At 64.2% G+C, this 17553-nt stretch carries 16 protein-coding genes; 5 read left to right on the top strand and 11 right to left on the bottom strand.

Annotated features, from left to right (window positions below; translation table 11 throughout):
* Nucleotides 1-170: 170 nt before the first annotated feature.
* The 3 genes from cysK to tcdA all read right to left on the bottom strand — a co-directional run bounded on the left by cysK (nucleotide 171) and on the right by tcdA (nucleotide 2626).
* Complete coding sequence (gene cysK / locus NMB41_RS02330) at nucleotides 171-1100, bottom strand: cysteine synthase A (RefSeq protein WP_494380878.1); 930 nt, start codon at nucleotides 1098-1100, stop codon at nucleotides 171-173.
* A 26-nt stretch (nucleotides 1101-1126) separates the two neighbouring features.
* On the bottom strand, nucleotides 1127-1690 hold the full coding sequence (locus NMB41_RS02325; RefSeq protein WP_494380877.1) for an FKBP-type peptidyl-prolyl cis-trans isomerase: 564 nt from the start codon (nucleotides 1688-1690) through the stop codon (nucleotides 1127-1129).
* Nucleotides 1691-1765: 75 nt separating this feature from the next.
* Nucleotides 1766-2626, bottom strand: coding sequence for a tRNA cyclic N6-threonylcarbamoyladenosine(37) synthase TcdA (tcdA, locus tag NMB41_RS02320; protein WP_494380876.1), 861 nt, complete (start codon nucleotides 2624-2626; stop codon nucleotides 1766-1768).
* An 88-nt stretch (nucleotides 2627-2714) separates the two neighbouring features.
* On the opposite strand from tcdA, the gene pdxH reads away from it, so the two are divergent.
* Both pdxH and NMB41_RS02310 read left to right on the top strand, forming a co-directional pair.
* Nucleotides 2715-3929: a pyridoxamine 5'-phosphate oxidase gene (pdxH, locus tag NMB41_RS02315; RefSeq protein ID WP_494380875.1), complete on the top strand. Its 1215-nt coding sequence runs from the start codon at nucleotides 2715-2717 to the stop codon at nucleotides 3927-3929.
* A 71-nt stretch (nucleotides 3930-4000) separates the two neighbouring features.
* Nucleotides 4001-5203: a class I SAM-dependent methyltransferase gene (locus NMB41_RS02310; RefSeq protein WP_494380874.1), complete on the top strand. Its 1203-nt coding sequence runs from the start codon at nucleotides 4001-4003 to the stop codon at nucleotides 5201-5203.
* A 3-nt stretch (nucleotides 5204-5206) separates the two neighbouring features.
* Here NMB41_RS02310 and msrA read toward each other — a convergent pair whose 3' ends face one another.
* Nucleotides 5207-5746: a peptide-methionine (S)-S-oxide reductase MsrA gene (gene msrA / locus NMB41_RS02305; RefSeq protein ID WP_494380873.1), complete on the bottom strand. Its 540-nt coding sequence runs from the start codon at nucleotides 5744-5746 to the stop codon at nucleotides 5207-5209.
* Nucleotides 5747-5902: 156 nt separating this feature from the next.
* Here msrA and NMB41_RS02300 point away from each other — a divergent pair, with 156 nt between their 5' ends.
* The 3 genes from NMB41_RS02300 (at nucleotide 5903) to NMB41_RS02290 (ending at nucleotide 10075) form a co-directional block, all read left to right on the top strand.
* On the top strand, nucleotides 5903-6415 hold the full coding sequence (locus tag NMB41_RS02300) for a flavin reductase family protein (RefSeq protein WP_494380872.1): 513 nt from the start codon (nucleotides 5903-5905) through the stop codon (nucleotides 6413-6415).
* Between the two features lie 136 nt (nucleotides 6416-6551).
* The gene (locus NMB41_RS02295) at nucleotides 6552-7745 is read left to right on the top strand and encodes an acyl-CoA dehydrogenase (RefSeq protein ID WP_494380871.1); all 1194 of its coding nucleotides are present in this window, start codon (nucleotides 6552-6554) and stop codon (nucleotides 7743-7745) included.
* A 242-nt stretch (nucleotides 7746-7987) separates the two neighbouring features.
* Nucleotides 7988-10075, top strand: coding sequence for a putative bifunctional diguanylate cyclase/phosphodiesterase (locus tag NMB41_RS02290; protein ID WP_494380870.1), 2088 nt, complete (start codon nucleotides 7988-7990; stop codon nucleotides 10073-10075).
* Between the two features lie 70 nt (nucleotides 10076-10145).
* On the opposite strand, the gene NMB41_RS02285 is transcribed toward NMB41_RS02290, so the two are convergent.
* From NMB41_RS02285 to fba, 7 genes are all read right to left on the bottom strand, one after another.
* Nucleotides 10146-10826, bottom strand: coding sequence for an OmpW/AlkL family protein (locus NMB41_RS02285; protein WP_494380869.1), 681 nt, complete (start codon nucleotides 10824-10826; stop codon nucleotides 10146-10148).
* A 77-nt stretch (nucleotides 10827-10903) separates the two neighbouring features.
* Nucleotides 10904-12250 carry an SGNH/GDSL hydrolase family protein gene (locus tag NMB41_RS02280; RefSeq protein WP_494380868.1) on the bottom strand — a complete coding sequence of 449 codons (1347 nt, stop codon included), beginning with the start codon at nucleotides 12248-12250 and terminating at the stop codon, nucleotides 10904-10906.
* Between the two features lie 453 nt (nucleotides 12251-12703).
* Nucleotides 12704-13726, bottom strand: a complete 1023-nt coding sequence (locus tag NMB41_RS02275) for an L-threonylcarbamoyladenylate synthase (RefSeq protein WP_494382923.1) — start codon at nucleotides 13724-13726, stop codon at nucleotides 12704-12706.
* 5 nt (nucleotides 13727-13731) lie between these two features.
* Nucleotides 13732-14931 (bottom strand): 5-(carboxyamino)imidazole ribonucleotide synthase, encoded by a 1200-nt coding sequence (locus NMB41_RS02270; protein ID WP_494380867.1) that lies wholly within the window; start codon nucleotides 14929-14931, stop codon nucleotides 13732-13734.
* A gap of 6 nt (nucleotides 14932-14937) precedes the next feature.
* Nucleotides 14938-15435 carry a 5-(carboxyamino)imidazole ribonucleotide mutase gene (purE, locus tag NMB41_RS02265; protein WP_494380866.1) on the bottom strand — a complete coding sequence of 166 codons (498 nt, stop codon included), beginning with the start codon at nucleotides 15433-15435 and terminating at the stop codon, nucleotides 14938-14940.
* Nucleotide 15436: 1 nt separating this feature from the next.
* Nucleotides 15437-16333, bottom strand: coding sequence for a phosphoribosylaminoimidazolesuccinocarboxamide synthase (locus tag NMB41_RS02260; RefSeq protein WP_494380865.1), 897 nt, complete (start codon nucleotides 16331-16333; stop codon nucleotides 15437-15439).
* Nucleotides 16334-16437: 104 nt separating this feature from the next.
* Nucleotides 16438-17502 carry a class II fructose-bisphosphate aldolase gene (fba, locus tag NMB41_RS02255; protein WP_494380864.1) on the bottom strand — a complete coding sequence of 355 codons (1065 nt, stop codon included), beginning with the start codon at nucleotides 17500-17502 and terminating at the stop codon, nucleotides 16438-16440.
* Nucleotides 17503-17553: the final 51 nt, after the last annotated feature.

Here is a 17553-nt window from a genome sequence, read left to right as displayed (position 1 = left end):
CGCGGAACGATGATCATTGTTTGGGTGACCAAACTCCGAAACGCCAGCATCTAGCTAGAGGTGGCCAAGCAGGCACGCGGCTTATGGGTGCTGACGCCGCGTGCCACGATGCAAGCTTCCGCGTGGGCACGGAGTGCCCACCCTACGGTACGCGGCGTGTATTGGCCAGATTAGCCCGCTAAATTGGCGAAAAGAGCAGTGCTCAAGTAACGTTCGCCGAAGGACGGAATGATCGTCACGATCATCTTCCCCGCATTCTCCGGCCGCTGCGCCACCTGGATCGCCGCCCACAAGGCCGCACCGGACGAAATCCCGACCAATAAACCTTCTTCGCGCGCGGCGGCACGCGCCGTCTCGAAGGCGTTTTCGTTGCTGACCGTGATGATCTCGTCGTAGATCGCGGTATTTAATACCTGCGGCACGAAGCCGGCGCCGATGCCCTGGATCGGGTGCGGGCCCTTGGTCCCTTTCGAGAGCATGGGCGAGGCTTCCGGTTCGACCGCGATGGCCTGGAAGCCGGGCTTTCTTTCCTTGATCACTTCGCCCACGCCGGTGATCGTGCCGCCGGTGCCGACGCCGGCCACCAGGATGTCGACCTTGCCGTCGGTGTCGCGCCAGATTTCCTCGGCGGTCGTGCGGCGGTGGACTTCCGGATTGGCGGGATTGTTGAACTGTTGCGGCATGAAGGCGCGCGGATCGTTCGCGACGATTTCCTCGGCGCGGCGGATCGCACCCAGCATGCCTTCGGAGCCGGGCGTGAGCACCAGCTCGGCGCCATAGGCACGCAGCAGCATGCGCCGCTCGTTGCTCATGGTCTCAGGCATGACGAGTTTGCAGCGGTAGCCGCGCGCGGCGCAGACCATCGCCAGCGCGATGCCGGTGTTGCCGCTGGTCGGCTCGACGACGACGGTGTCCGGGCCGATCTTGCCGGCCTGTTCCGCCGCCTCGATCATGGACAGGCCGATCCTGTCCTTGACGCTGTGCGCGGGATTATGGAACTCGAGCTTGGCCAGGATGTCGGCGCCGCCCGGCGACAGCTTGCGGATCCTGACGAGAGGGGTGTTGCCGATCAGTTCGGTGACATCGTTTGCAATACGCATTGCCGTTCTCCCGTCAGTAAGTTGGATTATTTAACTCCGAGCAATTCAACATCAAAAATCAAATCCGTATCCGCCGGAATCATGCCGCCCGGCGCCCCGCGCTTGCCGTAGGCGAGCTGGCTTGGAATGATCAAAGTGCGCTTGCCGCCGACCTTCATGCCGGCCACGCCCTGGTCCCAGCCCTTGATGACCATGCCGGCGCCGAGGCGGAACTCGAGCGGCTCGCGGCCGCCGTCGAGCGAGGAATCGAATTTGCGGCCCTTGCCGGTGGCCGAGAGCGGCTTGTGGAACCAGCCCGTGTAATTGACGCGCACCTCGCTGCCGAGGGTTGCTTCGCGGCCCTTGCCGACCACGCGGTCGATGACTTCGAGCTGGGGACCGCTGGGTGCCGGCGGCACCGGCTGGGCTGCCTGCGCGGCGGCGGCGGCCTGGGCGGCGGTGCTGGGCTCAAGGGGGGCGGCCGCCTGGCCGGCGCTGGCCGGCGCGTTGGCCGGCGTAGCGGCCGGGACGGTGGCTTGCTGGGCGCTGGCGGCGGCGGCCGCGAGCAACAGGGCAACGAAAGTAGAAGTAGCAGTAGTACGACGCATCATGAGGGCTCTTTCAATAACAGGATTTCAAGCGATATCCCATCATAGCAAGCCCGGAGCGCACTGCCCAGCGATGACTCAGGTGCTTACAAACTCGGTCGCATCGGCCGGCGCCGCGGCAGCTTCCAGCGTCGACTCGGCCAGCTTGCGCAGGATGTGGGCGGCCGCGATCATGCCGAAGCTGGCCGTGACCACCATGCCCGAACCGAAGCCGGCGCAATTGAGCCCGGTGATGCTCGATTCGATCTCGCAGGCGTCCTCGCTTTCCGGATAGCGCAGCGGCTCCATCGAAAACACGGCGTCGATGCCGTATTTCTGCTTCTCGCCGCGCGAAAAACCGTACTCTGCGCGCAGAAGCTTGCGCACTTTTTTCAGCAGCGGCTCCTGCTCGGTGCGGCCCAGGTCGCGCACTTCGATCTTGGTCGGGTCGATCTGGCCGCCGGCGCCGCCGCTGGTGATCATGGGCAGGGCATGTTCGCGGCAGTAGGCGATCAGGGCGGCCTTGGCCTTGACGCTGTCGATGGCGTCGACCACGTAATCGAAACCTTTTCCATCGATCATGCGAACAATGTTGTCCGGCTCGATGAAATCTTCAACCAGGGTTACCTGGCAGAACGGATTGATCTGGGCAATGCGGTCGCGCAGCGCCTCGATCTTCGGCTGGCCGACGGTATCGGTCAAGGCCTGGATCTGGCGGTTGATGTTCGATTCGGCCACGTTATCGAGGTCGATCAGGGTCAGATGGCCGATTGCGCTGCGTGCCAGCGCCTCGACGATCCAGGAACCGACGCCGCCCACGCCGATCACGCAAACGTGCGCCGTTTTAAAACGTTCGAGCGCACGCTCACCGTAGAGGCGCTGGACGCCGCCGAAGCGGCGCGCAAAGTCGATGTCGGCATCAGGCGCCGGCGCGAAGAGTGGGGTGTCGATCGGGTTCATCCGGGCATTTTACCGGACCGATCTTTCGCATCCGCACTAAAATAACGCTTAGTCAATTAAAAAACTTCCCTCTGTCAAAAATACGCACATGAATGATTTCCTTCCTGATACGGCCCCCGGCTTCGACCAGCCGATCGCCGTGCTCAAGCACTGCCACGGCCGCATCCGCAAGCAATTGACGACGCTCGAACGGCTGCTTTCGCACCTGCCCGAACACGGCGCCGACGAATCCGCGCGCCAGGCGGCGCGCGCCGTCCTGAACTACTTCGAAAAGGCGGCGCACCTGCACCACGAGGACGAGGAAGAAAACCTGATTCCGATGCTGCGCGCCGTGGCGCAGGGGGAAGACGCCGCCACGTTGCAGGCCCTGGCCCCGGTGATCCTGCAGGACCACCAGGATATGGATGCGCTCTGGCAAGACCTGCATGAGCAACTGGCGGCGATTGCCGACGGCAGCGCCAGCGTCCTGTCGGCATCCGGCGTGCAGCGCTTCTGCCAGCGGTATTCGTCGCACATGGACCGCGAAGAAAGCACGATGGCGCCGATGGCGATGCGCCTGTTCTCGCCCGAGCAGATGACACAGCTGGGCAGCGCGATGGCGCGCCGCCGCGGCATTGGCGACGACCCTGTCGCAACGCAGGCGACCGAGGCGGCGCCGGCGATCGGGGATGCGGTGGCCGGCCTGCGCAAGGATTACGGCCAGGCCAGCCTGAACGAGGACGAGGTGCTGGACGACCCGATGGCGCAGTTCACGAACTGGTTCGAGCAGGCCCTGAAAGCGCAGGTCAACGAGCCGAATGCGATGAACGTGGCAACCGTGGATGCGGACGGCCGGCCGAGTTCGCGCATCGTCCTGGTCAAGCAGTTCGATGAACGCGGCTTCACCTGGTACACCAATTATGACAGCCGGAAAGCTCAGGAATTGCGCGCCAATCCGCATGCAGCACTGCTATTCTTTTGGAGCGAACTTGAACGCCAGGTTCGCATCGAAGGCCGGGTCGAAACGACCTCGGCTGAAGAAAGCGACAAGTATTTCCACAGCAGGCCGTTGAAGAGCCGCCTGTCGGCGATCGCCTCCCAGCAAAGCGCGCCGATCGACAACCGCGCGGCCCTGGAACGGAACTACGAAGCGGTCGCCGCCACCGCGGGCGAGGCGCCGGCAAGGCCGTCCAACTGGGGCGGTTTCCGCCTGGTGCCCGAGCGCATCGAGTTCTGGCAGGGACGGCGTTCGCGTTTCCACGACCGCATCGTCTACGAGCGGCAGGAAGACGGCAGCTGGGTACGGCAGCGTTTGCAACCCTAGAACCTGTCGCTCCACCGGGCAGGTTCGATGCCGGCGCAGTGTGGCCGGCGCGCTTACCGCTGGAGGACGCCATGTTCAATGCATTGAAGCTCAGCACCTGGAGTACTGGTCTGGGCAGCCAGCTGTCGCTGCCCTTGCGCGTGGAACTGTGGAACGGAGAGCGCCTGGATTTTTCTTCCGATCCACCGCGCGTCACCATCCGCGTCCCGAAGCCCTCGAGCCTGCGCTACCTGCTCTCGCCCACCCTGTACAAGCTCGGGGCGGCCTACGTCGAAGGCCAGCTCGAAATCCGCGGACGCGCCGCCGACATGATCCGCATCGGCACCGAACTGGCCGCCGCCAAGGGCAAGGCCGCTCGCCCGCCCAATCCGCTGTGGCAGCGGAGGCGCCACACGCGCGCCAGGGATGCCGAGGCGATCCGCTACCACTACGACGTCTCGAACGATTTCTACGCGGCCTGGCTCGATCCGAACATGGTGTATTCCTGCGCCTATTTCGAGGACGGCAGCGAAGACCTGGCCAGCGCGCAGATCAAGAAGATCGACCACATCCTGCGCAAGATCGACCTGCGCCCTGGCCAGCGCCTGCTCGATATCGGCTGCGGCTGGGGCGCGCTGGCAATCCGCGCAGCAGAACAGTTTGGCGCACGCTGCGTCGGCATCACGCTGTCGGACAACCAGGCGCGGCTCGCGCGCGAACGGGTGGCGCGGGCCGGATTAAGTAGCCAGGTCGAGATCCGTTTGCAGGATTACCGCGACCTGACGGGCGAATTCGACCGCATCACCAGCGTCGGCATGTTCGAGCACGTCGGCCTGCAGCAGCTGCCGGCCTATTTCGAGAAGATCGGCGCCCTGCTCGCCCCAGACGGCGTGGTCATGAACCACGGCATCACCACCACCGACGTCGACGCCCGCGCCACGCCCTACGGCGTCGGGGAATTCATCGGCCAGTACGTGTTCCCGCACGGCGAACTGGCGCACCTGTCGACGGTGGTCAAGGCCATGCAGCAAGGCGGCCTGGAAGTGCGCGACATCGAAAACCTGCGCCGCCACTACGCACGCACCTGCACGCTGTGGACCGAGCATTTCGAAAACCGGATGGACGCGATCGGCGCCCTGACCGACGCCAGGCGGGTGCGCATCTGGCACATCTACCTTGCCGGCTGCGCCTACGCCTTCGCCCACGACTGGATCAGCCTGTATCAGATCGTGGGGGCGAAAGCGGGTAAGGATCCGGCGCAGATACCATGGTCGCGGGGCTACATGTACCCGTAGGGGCTACTTCATCCAGTGCGTAAAAGTGGTGCGAAACTTCGCCACCTTCGGCGCCACCACGAATGCGCAGTAACCCTGCATCGGATGCTGCGCATAGTAATTCTGGTGATACTCCTCGGCCTTGTACCAGGTCTGGCTCGGTAGCAGCTGGGTCACGAGCGGCGCATCCCAGACCGAGGCCATCTCCGCCATCACCTGGCGCGCGGTGGCTTCCTGCTCCGGGTTCTCATAAAAGATCACCGAGCGGTACTGCGGGCCGACGTCGTTGCCCTGGCGGTCCTGCGTGGTCGGATCGTGGATCGTGAAGAAGATCTCGAGGATGTCGCGGTAGCTGATGACCGAAGGATCGAATTCGAGCCGCACGACCTCGGCGTGGCCGGTGCCGGCGCCGCAGACCTGCTCGTAGGTCGGGTTCACGACATGCCCGCCCATGTAGCCCGATTCGACACGGGTGACGCCGCGCACTTCGAGGTACACGGCCTCGACGCACCAGAAACATCCGCCGCCCAGGATTGCCACCTCCCGCCGCCCTTGCTCGCTCATCGCATGCCTCGTTCTTGTATTGAATGCTTCGATGCTAACGCAAAGGCGCGCGCCATGCAGGCGTATCCAGGAATGCGATGCGGGCATGTGACGCTCCCGTGGCGACGGCGCACAGGCGGCGGTGGCATAATGAGCATGCAACTTTCCAAGGTACCAATGAACACACGCTCCCACCGCGCTACCGAGCGCGGATTCGACTCGGCGCATTTCCGCCAGGCGCTGTCGCAATTTGCCACCGGCGTGACCGTGATCACGACGCGGCTTGGCGACGGCAGCTTCCGTGGACTGACCGCCAGTTCGTTCAATTCCGTCTCGCTCGATCCGCCGCTGGTGCTGTGGAGCCTGGGTGCGGGCGCGAACAGCATGCCTGTCTTTTCCGGCAACTCGCATTACGTCATCAACGTGCTCTCCGCCGGCCAGCAAGACCTGGCGCTGCGCTTTTCGCGCCGCACCGAGACCAATCCCTTCGAGGGCATCGACTACGAACTCTCGCGCACCGGCCTGCCGATCCTGAAGGGCGTGGCCGCCTGGTTCGAATGCCACAACCGCAGCCGTTATCCGGAAGGCGACCACGTGATCTTCGTCGGCGAAGTCGAGGATTGCAATGTGCAGCCGCAGGCGGGCCTGCTGTTTCATGGTGGGCGCTTCGGCAGTACCGGGCCGGCTTGAGGCCCCGGCGACAATTATGAAAATGGCTGTCGCAGTTTGAAAAGATAGGCCCGCATCTCCTTTCTATAATGGCCAGTCCCGGCGCGGCCGCATTGCGCGCGCCGCCTCCCTACAAGAACCGAGACCAGGACCCGCCATGAACCACGCCGCTTCGCCACGCAAGACTGCCTTCCACTGGGACGACCCGCTGCTGCTCAACAGCCAGCTGACCGATGACGAGCGCATGATCCGCGACGCGGCCAACGCCTACTGCCAGGACAAGCTGCAGCCGCGCATCCTGGAAGCCTTCCGCCACGAGAAGATGGACACCATCATCTTCCGCGAGATGGGCGAACTCGGCCTGCTCGGCCCGACGATTCCCGAACAGTACGGCGGCCCTGGCCTGAACTACGTCGCCTACGGCCTGATCGCGCGCGAAATCGAGCGCGTCGACTCCGGCTACCGCTCGATGGCCAGCGTACAGTCCTCGCTCGTCATGGTGCCGATCCACGAGTTCGGCAACGAAGAAACCAGGCAGAAATACCTGCCGAAGCTGGCTACCGGCGAGTGGATCGGCTGCTTCGGCCTGACCGAACCGAACCACGGCTCGGACCCGGGCTCGATGGTCACGCGTGCGCGCAAGGTCGACGGCGGCTACTCGCTCACCGGCTCGAAGATGTGGATCACCAATTCGCCGGTGGCGGACGTGTTCGTGGTCTGGGCCAAGGACGATGAAGGCGCGATCCGCGGTTTTGTCCTCGAGAAGGACTGGAAAGGCTTGAGCGCTCCGGCGATCCACGGCAAGTTCGGCTTGCGCGCTTCCGTCACCGGCGAAATCGTCATGGACAACGTGTTCTGCCCGGAAGAAAACGCCTTCCCCGAAGTGCGCGGACTGAAAGGCCCGTTCACCTGCCTGAACTCGGCACGCTACGGCATCGCCTGGGGCGCGCTCGGTGCCGCCGAAGCCTGCTGGCATACCGCGCGCCAGTACACGCTGGACCGCCAGCAGTTTGGCAAACCGCTGGCCGCGAACCAGCTGGTGCAGAAGAAGCTGGCCGACATGCAGACCGAAATCACGCTTGGCTTGCAGGGCTGTCTGCGCCTGGGCCGCATGAAGGACGAGGGAACCGCTGCGGTGGAAATCACTTCGATGATGAAGCGTAATTCCTGCGGCAAGTCGCTGGATATCGCCCGCACCGCACGCGACATGTTGGGCGGGAACGGCATCTCGGACGAATTCGGCATCATCCGCCACATGGTCAACCTGGAAGTCGTGAACACCTATGAAGGCACGCACGACATCCATGCGCTGATCCTGGGGCGCGCGCAGACCGGTATCGCGGCCTTCTAACGGCCGCGCCGCTGTATTGCCCGGTGAACCCGGCATCGAGGCCACTGGCCTCGATGCCTACCCGGGCCGGGTTAGAACTTACCCGAACGTATTTATTTGACATCAAAATCTCAATAAAGCGTCTTTACAGTAACGAATCGACGTAAGTTTCGCGTTACCATGTGTGCTAGATCAAGCATTGCCCTGCAGGTGTTCCACCTACTTCAAGCGCGCGGAACATGCACACATCTGGCCATCCAGTCTTGTCGAATTTGCGAGCGCACGACGCCTCGGCGTTATCGCTCGACATGCTGCTGAGCAATTTGCCTGGTGTCGTGTACCGCTGCCTCAACGACAGCGCCTGGACCATGATTTTCCTCAGCGCCGGCGTCGAGAAGCTGACCGGCTATCCCCCTTGCGCGTTTACTGGCCCCGACGCGATGTCGTACGCCAGCCTGATCCATCCCGACGACCGCGCCAAGGTAACCGACGACACCAATGCGGCAATCCGCGACCACCGCCCCTTCCAGATCAGCTACCGGCTCACGACCGCCGCCGGCAAACTGCGCTGGGTCTGGGAGCAAGGTTCGGCCGTGTACGACGAGCATGGCAATGTCGAGGCACTCGAAGGGTTTATTGCCGACATCACGGTCCTGCGCCGCGCGGACCAGCTGGCGCAGGAACAGGCCGCGCTGCTGGACAAGGCGCGCGACGCGATCTTCGTGATGGACATGGGCTCGCGCATCGTCTACTGGAACAAGGGCGCCGAGCGGCTCTACGGCTGGGATGCGGCGCAGGCCGTGGGCCAGCGCATGTCCGACCTGCTGTGCGACGACCACGCGGCCTACAGCGAGGCCTACAAGATGGCGCTCGACGAAGGCGAATGGGTGGGCGAACTGCACCAGCACCGGCGCGACGGCACGCAGCTGCACGCCGACTCGCGCTGGACCGTGGTGCCGGCCGACGCGGCTTCGGGCGTTCCGCAAAAGATCCTGGTGATCAGCACCGACATCAGCGAACGCAAGAGCAACGAAGCGCGCATCCACCGCCTCGCCTATTTCGACGCCCTGACCGAATTGCCGAACCGCGCCAGCCTGCTCGACCACCTGCGGCGCGCCTTGCTCGGCAGCGCGCGCTCGCGCAAGATCGGCGCCTTGATGTTCCTCGACCTCGACAATTTCAAGACGCTCAACGACACCCACGGCCATGCGGCCGGCGACATGCTGCTGCAGGCGGTCGCGCGGCGCCTCGAACACAGCGTGCGCGAGGCGGACATGGTGGCGCGCCTGGGCGGCGACGAATTCGTGATCCTGGTGCCGCCCGAGGAAGACACGCTTGCCTCGGCCGCGCACCAGGCCGAAACCGTGGCCGCCAAGGTCGTCGCCGCCATGCGCGCGCCCTTCCAGCTGGCCGACTTCGCGTATTCGGTGTCGACCAGCGTCGGCGTGACGATGATCAGCGGCGCGCTCGATACCGTGGAGTCGGCCCTGAAGCAGGCCGACACCGCGATGTACCAGGCCAAGGCGGCGGGACGCAACACCTTCCGTTTCTTCGACCCCGACATGCAGGCCAAGTGGACCGCCCGCTCGGAACTGGAAAGCGGACTGCGGCGCGCCTTGCGCAACCGCGAATTCATGCTCAACTACCAGCCGCAGCTCGACGGCGCCAACCGCGTGATCGGCGCCGAGGCGCTCTTGCGCTGGCGCCTGCCGAACGGCGAGATCCTGTATCCGACCGAATTCATCAAGCAGGCCGAGGAGACCAGCCTGATCGTCGAAATCGGCCGCTGGGTGCTGGGCAGGGCCTGCGTCGAACTGGCGGCCTGGCAGCGCAATCCAGTGACGCGCCACCTGTCGCTGTCGGTGAACGTCAGCGCGCGCCAGTTCGTCGAACCCGATTTCGTCGCCATGACCCAGGAAATCCTGGCCGCCACCGGAGCCGATCCGCATCGCCTGAAATTCGAGCTGACCGAAACCCTGGTCGTGACCGATTTCGCGCACACGGTGGCGACGATGGAAACGCTGCGCCGCCTCGGCATCACCTTCTCGCTCGACGACTTCGGCACCGGCTACTCGTCGCTGGCCTACCTGCGCAAGCTTCCGCTGGACCAGCTGAAAATCGATTATTCCTTCATGCGCGACGTGCTCACCGACCGCAACGATGCCTCGATCGTGCGCTCGATCATCGCTCTGGGCGCCAGCCTGGGCCTGCAGGTCATTGCCGAGGGCGTCGAAACCCTGGGTCAGCGCGAGTGGCTGTCCGAAGCAGGCTGCTTCGTCTACCAGGGGTATTTGTACGAACGCGCGCTCAGCGGCGAGCATTTCGCGGCTTACGCGTCCTGCCTGCATTAAATCGCTACACGAAAAAAAAACCGGCGGGGCTATGCGCCCGCCGGTTTTTTTGCGTCCCGAAGGACCTTGATCAGAACTTGTAGCCGAGCGCCAGCACCACGGCCACCGGGTCCAGCTTCATGTGCTGGGTCTGGCCGGTCGAGAAGTGCACGTCGGTGCGCAGCTTGCTCTTGTTGACGGTCACGTCGGCGAACCAGCGCTCGCTCAGGTTCATCGCCACGCCAATCTGGCCGGTGTAGGTGAACTTGTTGTCGATCTCGAAGGTCGTCGGCGGGCCGCCCGGATTGGTCAGCGCGGTCAGCTTGCCCGAACCGCGTGCCTTCATGAAGTAGGCATAGGTGGCGCCGATGCCGACATAGGGACGGAAGGTCGCCGTTGGCGCGAAGAAGCGGTACTGCGCGAACACGGTCGGCGGCAGCGCCTCGACCGAGCCCAATTCGCCGGTACCGGCGATCGAACCGGCGCCGACGATCTTGTGCTTGTAGGGCGTGCCGAGCGCGGCTTCGAGCGAGATGTTGTCGGTCAGGCCGTAGGCGAAGATCAGCACCGGCTGGATGTCGCTCTCGACGTCGGCCTTGGTGCCCGGCAGGGCCGGTGCCGAGATGTCGCCGCTCACGACCTTCGGGGTCAGCTCGTTGAGGCCGAATTTCGCGGTGAACTGGCCGGCCGACTGGGCCAATGCGCCCGACGCGCACGCCAGGGCAGCGGCGGCGACCAGCGTTTTGGCGACGCTATTCATACGTACTTTCATACTTTCTCCTGAATTCTTTTTTACGACCGGCTACCCCTGTCCGCAGGCGGGAGCAACCGGGCTTTTTTGTATGCGGATTACAGCCAGCCCTTGACGGCCATGTCTTTCAGGACATAACGCGTGACGAGGAAGTACTCGTATGGCGTCGGGTGGATGTCGTCGGCGAACATGTAGTGGCTCGTGTCCGGCGCCGACAGCGTCTTGCTGGTGCAGGTCAGCGACGACTCGGTCGTGCAGGCCTTCAGCGCGGTGTTGGTCAGGCCGTAGATAGCCGGATTTTTCACCTGGTCGTTGCTGACGGTGAACAGGTCGACGTAGGCGATACGCGGGTCCTCGCCCAGATCCGCCTTGAGCTTGGCGTTGAACGCATCGACCATTGCCTTGATCAGTTCCTGGGTCGAGGCCGACTGGGATTTACCCGACGGGGTGCTGGCAACGTCCGGCAAGTTGTTCACCACCACGTAGTTGGCGCCCTTGGCGACGATCTGTTCCTTGACCAGCTTGGCCATTTCCGCACCGGCCAGGGCCAGCTTGCCAACCAGGGCCGGGCCATTGTCGGCGGCGTACTTGTTGCCAGCCGCGAGGCCAGCCGCTTGCGCATCGGCGCCGGCCTTGGCGGCCGCGGCTTTCGCTGCCGTCAGGTCAGCGCCCAAGTTGTAGGCAGCCATCACGGCAGCGCCAGCGACGGCTTCCTGATTAGAGCCTGCGCCCTGGGCCGCCGCGGAAATAGCGGCCGGAGCGGCAGCGCGGTTCTGCGCCGGTACCAGTGCCACCAGGCCGCCAATCAGTGCCGGGCCGAACACTTTTTGACCCTCCGCGGAACCAGCGGCAGTCGCCCCGGCACTCAATCCGGCCAGCTGCATCAGCACGTCGTTACCGCCGGACATCACGGTCACCAGTTCGGTTCCGCTGAATTTGCCATTGGTTTTCGCCAGGTGGTTGGCGATCTGGGTCACGAGCGGCACGGTCAACTGCCCCAGTTGCGGATCGTTGGCGCGGTGGTGGGAACCGATCGGGTCGGTCACGCGGGAGCCACCCTGGGCGTAGTTGAAGCAATTTGCGTTGTTGACGACTGCAACCTTGAAGTCGAGCGCCGGGTCGGCGTTATCGGCGCCATCCAGGCCGGTCTGGGCCGCGCATGGCTTCGGCAGGTTCAGTTCGGCCGCCAGCACTTCGGTCCAGTTCAGGCCGGTGTACGCGGCGTTCGCGCTCGTGTTCGCACCGTTGATGGTGTACTTGCCGCCGCCGGCCGCCGTGATGGCGCCGACGTTATACGTGCCGACGTCCGACAGGCTGTCACCGAAGCTCACCTGCTGGGTGAACGCGATCTTGTGCGTTTGATCGCCACCTTCGCTACCGGTGCCGCCGCATGCGGCCAGCGCAGCTGCAGCCAGCAGCGCGAGCGCGAAATTCATTTGACGCATTGTGTCTCCTAAAAGGAATGAGATATTTTTATGTGAAACGAACGCTCGTGCTATTCGCATCCCAAACTAATATGCCAGTGTTCTTTCCGCTTGTATAGAAATTTCCTTTTGTCATGGTATCGACCACAGGCAACAGGCGGGCACTAGCTGGCAACCGTTGCAGATTATAACAAGCATTGCTGTATGTAATATCTCAAAAGGTGACAGAGGCAATGGCTTGCAGGCAGTTATTTCAGGCGAACTGAGCTGGAGTTGAGATGGATCAAACGGAGGGGGCGGAGGGGTAGCGGGGGCGCAACACGTTGTTGGCGTTTGCGGGGTGCATGTGGTGCCGTTTGGCGCGGTGCGGGCGATTGTGAATTGAATGACGCCGCCGCGATTTGAGCTTTCGCGTGGGCTCGGAGAGCCCACCCTACATTACACAACCGCCGCGGAACAAATCCGACCGCCGCCCTACACTCCGGCGTCGCGGTTCAGCAAGCCGTGCACAATCCCGGTCGACCCGTGCGCGGCGCGGCGCAGGCGGTCGTTGACGCCGAGCCAGGCGCCGTCTTGCGGCGGCGCCTCGACCAGAATCACGTCCGCACCCTGCCCGTCCATCGCGCGCAAGGCTGCATACAGCGCGTGCGCAAAACCGTCCGGCGTGGCCGGCAGGCAGGTCGCCGCGTACGGTGCCGGCAAATCCGAATAATGAATCAGCGCCACCTTGCGTCCGGCATCCAGCATGCGCGCCAGGGTCTCGGCCAGGGCCGCCGTGTCCTGCATCGCCACCGGCGTATGCGGCGCGTAATGCGATTCGAGCGTGCCCGAGGCGCGCGGCGCGGCGACGTCGGGCGCGGCCGGCGCCTGGTCGATCACGGCCGCAATCGCTTCGGCGCTCACGTGGCCGGGACGCAGCAGCACCGGGCCGTGCGTAGCGAGGCGCGACAGGTCGACGATGGTCGACTCGATGCCCACTTGCGAGGCGCCGCCGTCGAGCACCATGGCCACCGTGCCGTCGGCGCCGAATTCGTCGCGCACGTGCTGGGCCAGGGTCGGGCTGACGTGGCCGAACTTGTTGGCCGACGGTGCCGCGACGCCACCCTGCCCGCCTTTGAAGGCGCGCAGCAGGGCAATCGCCACCGGGTGCGAGGGGCAGCGCAATCCAACCGTGTCCTGGCCGCCGCTGACCGCGTCTGGAATGTTGGGCGCGCGCTTTAAAATCATCGTCAGGGGGCCGGGCCAGAAGGCCTCGGCCAAGGCATGGGCCTCAGCGGGAATCTCGCAGGCCCAGTGGGCCATGTCGGCTTCCGGCGCCAGGTGCACGATGACCGGGTGATCCTGCGGGCGGCCCTTGGCGGCGTAGATGGCCGCGACCGCCGCCGGATTTTCGGCATCGGCCCCGAGGCCATACACCGTCTCGGTCGGAAACGCGACCAGTTGCCCGGCTTCCAAAGCACGCGCAGCCGCGTCGATGCCGGCCGGATCGATCTCCATCGCGCTCACGGCGCGATTCCCAGGATGGCGCAGGCGGCTTGCAATTGCTCCTGCGCCGCTTCCAGCGTGGGCGCGACGAAGGTGACGTGGCCCATCTTGCGGCCGCGGCGCGGATCGTCCTTGCCGTACAAGTGGACAAAACTGCCCGGAAGCGCCAGCACCCGGTCCCAGGCCGGTTCACGGACAGCATCGCCATCGAACCAGACATCGCCCAGGATATTGAGCATGACGGCTGGCGAATGCTGGCGCACGTCGCCCAGCGGCAGGCGCGCCATGGCGCGTACCTGCTGCGCGAACTGGCTGGTGACGCAGGCGTCCATCGTGTAATGCCCGCTGTTGTGCGGACGCGGCGCCATTTCGTTGACGACCAGCGTGCCGTCCGTCAGCACGAAGAATTCGATGCACAGCACGCCAACGTAACCGAGCTGGGCGACGATGGCGCGCGCCGCATCCTGGGCCTGCTGCGCGCATTCGGGCGACACGTTCGGCCCCGGCACGGTGGTGGTGAACAGGATGCCGTCGCGGTGCACGTTTTCGGCGATCGGATAGACGACCGAGGCGCCGTCGAAGCCGCGGGCGGTCAGCACCGACACCTCGTAGGCCAGCGGCAGCATTTTTTCGAGCAAGCAGGTGACGCCCTGCATGGCCTCGAAGGCCGCGCGGATGTCCTCGCGGGTGTTGACGCGCACTTGCCCCTTGCCGTCATAGCCCATGCGCACGGTTTTCAGGATGCCGGGCAGCAGCTCTTCCTGGACTTCGTCGATGTCGGCCAGGGAGGCGATCACCTTGTGCGGCGCCGGCATCACGCCCGACTGCGGCGCGCAGTCGACAAAGAAGCGTTTTTCAGCGATGCGGTCCTGGGCGATCGAGACGCAGGCGCCGTTCGGGGCCACGAAACTGCCCTGCGCCAGCAAGTTCATGCTGTCGGCCGGCACGTTTTCGAATTCGGTGGTGACCGCGGCGCACAGGGCCGACAATTCGCCCAGCGCGGCGGCGTCGGTATAGCCGGCATTGATCAGGCGCTCGGCCACTTCGCCGGCCGGGCAGCTTGCGGCCGGCTCGAGCACGGCTACCTTGAAACCCATGGCCTGGGCGGCGTGGGCGAACATGCGGCCGAGCTGGCCGCCGCCCATCACGCCGAGCCAGGTCGGCGGGTTGGCGGTTGGCAGGAAGGCGCTTCCCTGGGAATGACTCTCGTTACTCATAAGCGTTCAAACAGGCAAAATCATCGCCTTGGCGGCGGCGGTCTGGTCCAGGCGGAACTGTTCCAGCTGCGCGGCCAGGGCATCGTCATTCGCGGCCAGCATAGCAACGGCGGTCAGCGCGGCATTCGCGGCGCCCGCTTCGCCAATGGCAAAGGTGGCGACCGGCACACCCTTGGGCATCTGCACGATCGACAGCAGCGAGTCCTCGCCACGCAGGTATTTCGACGGCACCGGCACGCCAAGCACCGGCACGATGGTCTTGGCGGCGATCATGCCCGGCAGGTGGGCAGCGCCCCCGGCGCCGGCGATGATCGCGCGCAGGCCGCGTGCGCGGGCGGTTTCGGCATAGCTGAACATCTCGTCCGGCATGCGGTGCGCGGAAATGACCTGCGCTTCGAAAGGCACGCCGAACTGTTTCAGGATGTCGACCGCGTTCTTCATGACGTCCCAGTCCGACGAGGAACCCATGACGACGCCGACCAACGGTTTTGCTTGATCGGTCATCTTACGCCTTCAGCTTTTCGCCGGTCAGGCGTTCGATGGCCTCGAAATACTTGGCCTGGGTCTTGTCGATCACGTCTTGCGGCAGCGCCGGGGCCGGTGCGGTCTTGCCCCAGTCGGTGAGCGTTTCCAGGTAGTCGCGCACGAACTGCTTGTCGAAACTCGGCGGCGACATGCCCGGTGCATACGAATCCGCCGGCCAGAAGCGCGAGGAGTCGGCCGTCAGCACTTCGTCCATCAGGTGCATCACGCCGTTGTCGTCCAGGCCGAATTCGAACTTGGTGTCGGCGATGATGATGCCGCGCGTGGCTGCATACTCGGACGCCGCGGTGTAGAGGGCGATCGAGGTGTCGCGCATTTTTGCCGCGAGTTCAGGACCGATGCGCGACTCCATGTCGGCGAACGAGATGTTCTCGTCGTGCTCGCCCAGGTCGGCTTTCGCGGCTGGGGTAAAAATCGGCTGCGGCAGCTTTTCGGCTTGCTGCAGGCCCTTCGGCAGTTCGATGCCGCAGATGGAACCGCTTTGCTGATAATCCTTCCAGCCCGAACCGATGATGTAGCCGCGCACGACGGCTTCGACCATGATCGGCTTCAAGCGCTTGGCGACGACCGCGCGGCCGCGCACCTGCTCGACTTCGTCGGGCGCCACGACGCTTTCCGGCGCCACGCCGGTCAGGTGGTTCGGCACGATGTGGCCGAGCTTCTCGAACCAGAAATCGCTCATCTGGTTCAATACCATGCCCTTGCCCGGAATCGGTTCGTTCATGACGACGTCGAAGGCGGACAGGCGGTCGGTGGTGACGATCAGGATCTTGTCGTCGCCGACGGCGTAGTTGTCGCGCACTTTGCCGTGGCCCAGCAGTGGCAGGGACTTGATCGAGGTTTTATAGAGGCTGTTCATGGGAGGACTATCAGAAAAACGAACTCAGCGGACTCGGTGGACTCAGCAAGACATCCGCCGACAAGAAAACCGGGCTGCCGCAGCAGCCCGTTCAAAACAGTATTTTACTTGACGACTTGCGCGAGCTCGCCGGCCTTGTAACGCTCGGCCATTTTTTCCAGCGGGATCGGCTTGATCTTGGCAGCCTGGCCTTCGCAGCCGAAGGAGATGTAGCGTGCCTTGCAGATCTCGGTTGCCGCTTCGCGCGCAGGCTTCAGGTAGTCGCGCGGATCGAATTTACCTGGGTTCTGGAACAGGTATTTGCGGATCGCGGCGGTCATCGCCAGGCGGATGTCGGTGTCGATGTTGATCTTGCGAACGCCGTGCTTGATGCCTTCCTGGATTTCTTCGACCGGGACACCATAGGTCTCCTTCATGTCGCCGCCGAATTCGCGGATGATCGCCAGCAGCTCTTGCGGCACCGACGACGAACCGTGCATCACCAGGTGGGTATTCGGAATGCGCTGGTGAATTTCCTTGATGCGGTCGATCGCCAGGATGTCGCCGGTTGGCTTGCGGGTAAACTTGTAGGCGCCGTGCGAGGTGCCGATGGCAATCGCCAAGGCGTCGCACTGGGTGCGGGCGACGAAGTCGGCGGCTTGCGCGACGTCGGTCAGCAGTTGCTCGCGGGTCATGGCGCCGTCGGCGCCGTGGCCGTCTTCCTTGTCGCCCATCATCGTCTCGAGCGAACCGAGCACGCCCAGTTCGGCTTCGACCGTCACGCCGATCGAGTGCGCGAATTTCACGACTTCGCGCGACACTTCGACGTTGTACTCGTAGGAAGCGACCGACTTGCCGTCGGCTTCGAGCGAACCGTCCATCATCACCGAGGTGAAACCCGAACGGATCGCGGCCATGCAGACTGCCGGCGACTGGCCGTGGTCCTGGTGCATGACGACCGGGATGTGCGGATAGGCTTCGACGGCGGCGTCGATCAGGTGGCGCAGAAAGGCTTCACCGGCGTACTTGCGTGCGCCCGCCGAGGCTTGCATGATCACCGGGCTGTTGGTGGCGTCGGCCGCGGCCATGATGGCCTGGACCTGCTCCAGGTTGTTGACGTTGAAGGCCGGCAGGCCGTAGCCGTTTTCGGCTGCATGGTCCAGCAATTGACGCAGTGATACGAGTGCCATGGTAGTACTCCAAAATAAAAAAATCGTCTCAAGGGCTTCGACAACGCGAAG

Source organism: Massilia sp. FBCC-B171 (assembly GCF_059134155.1).
This window is presented reverse-complemented; position numbering and strand designations above follow the sequence as displayed.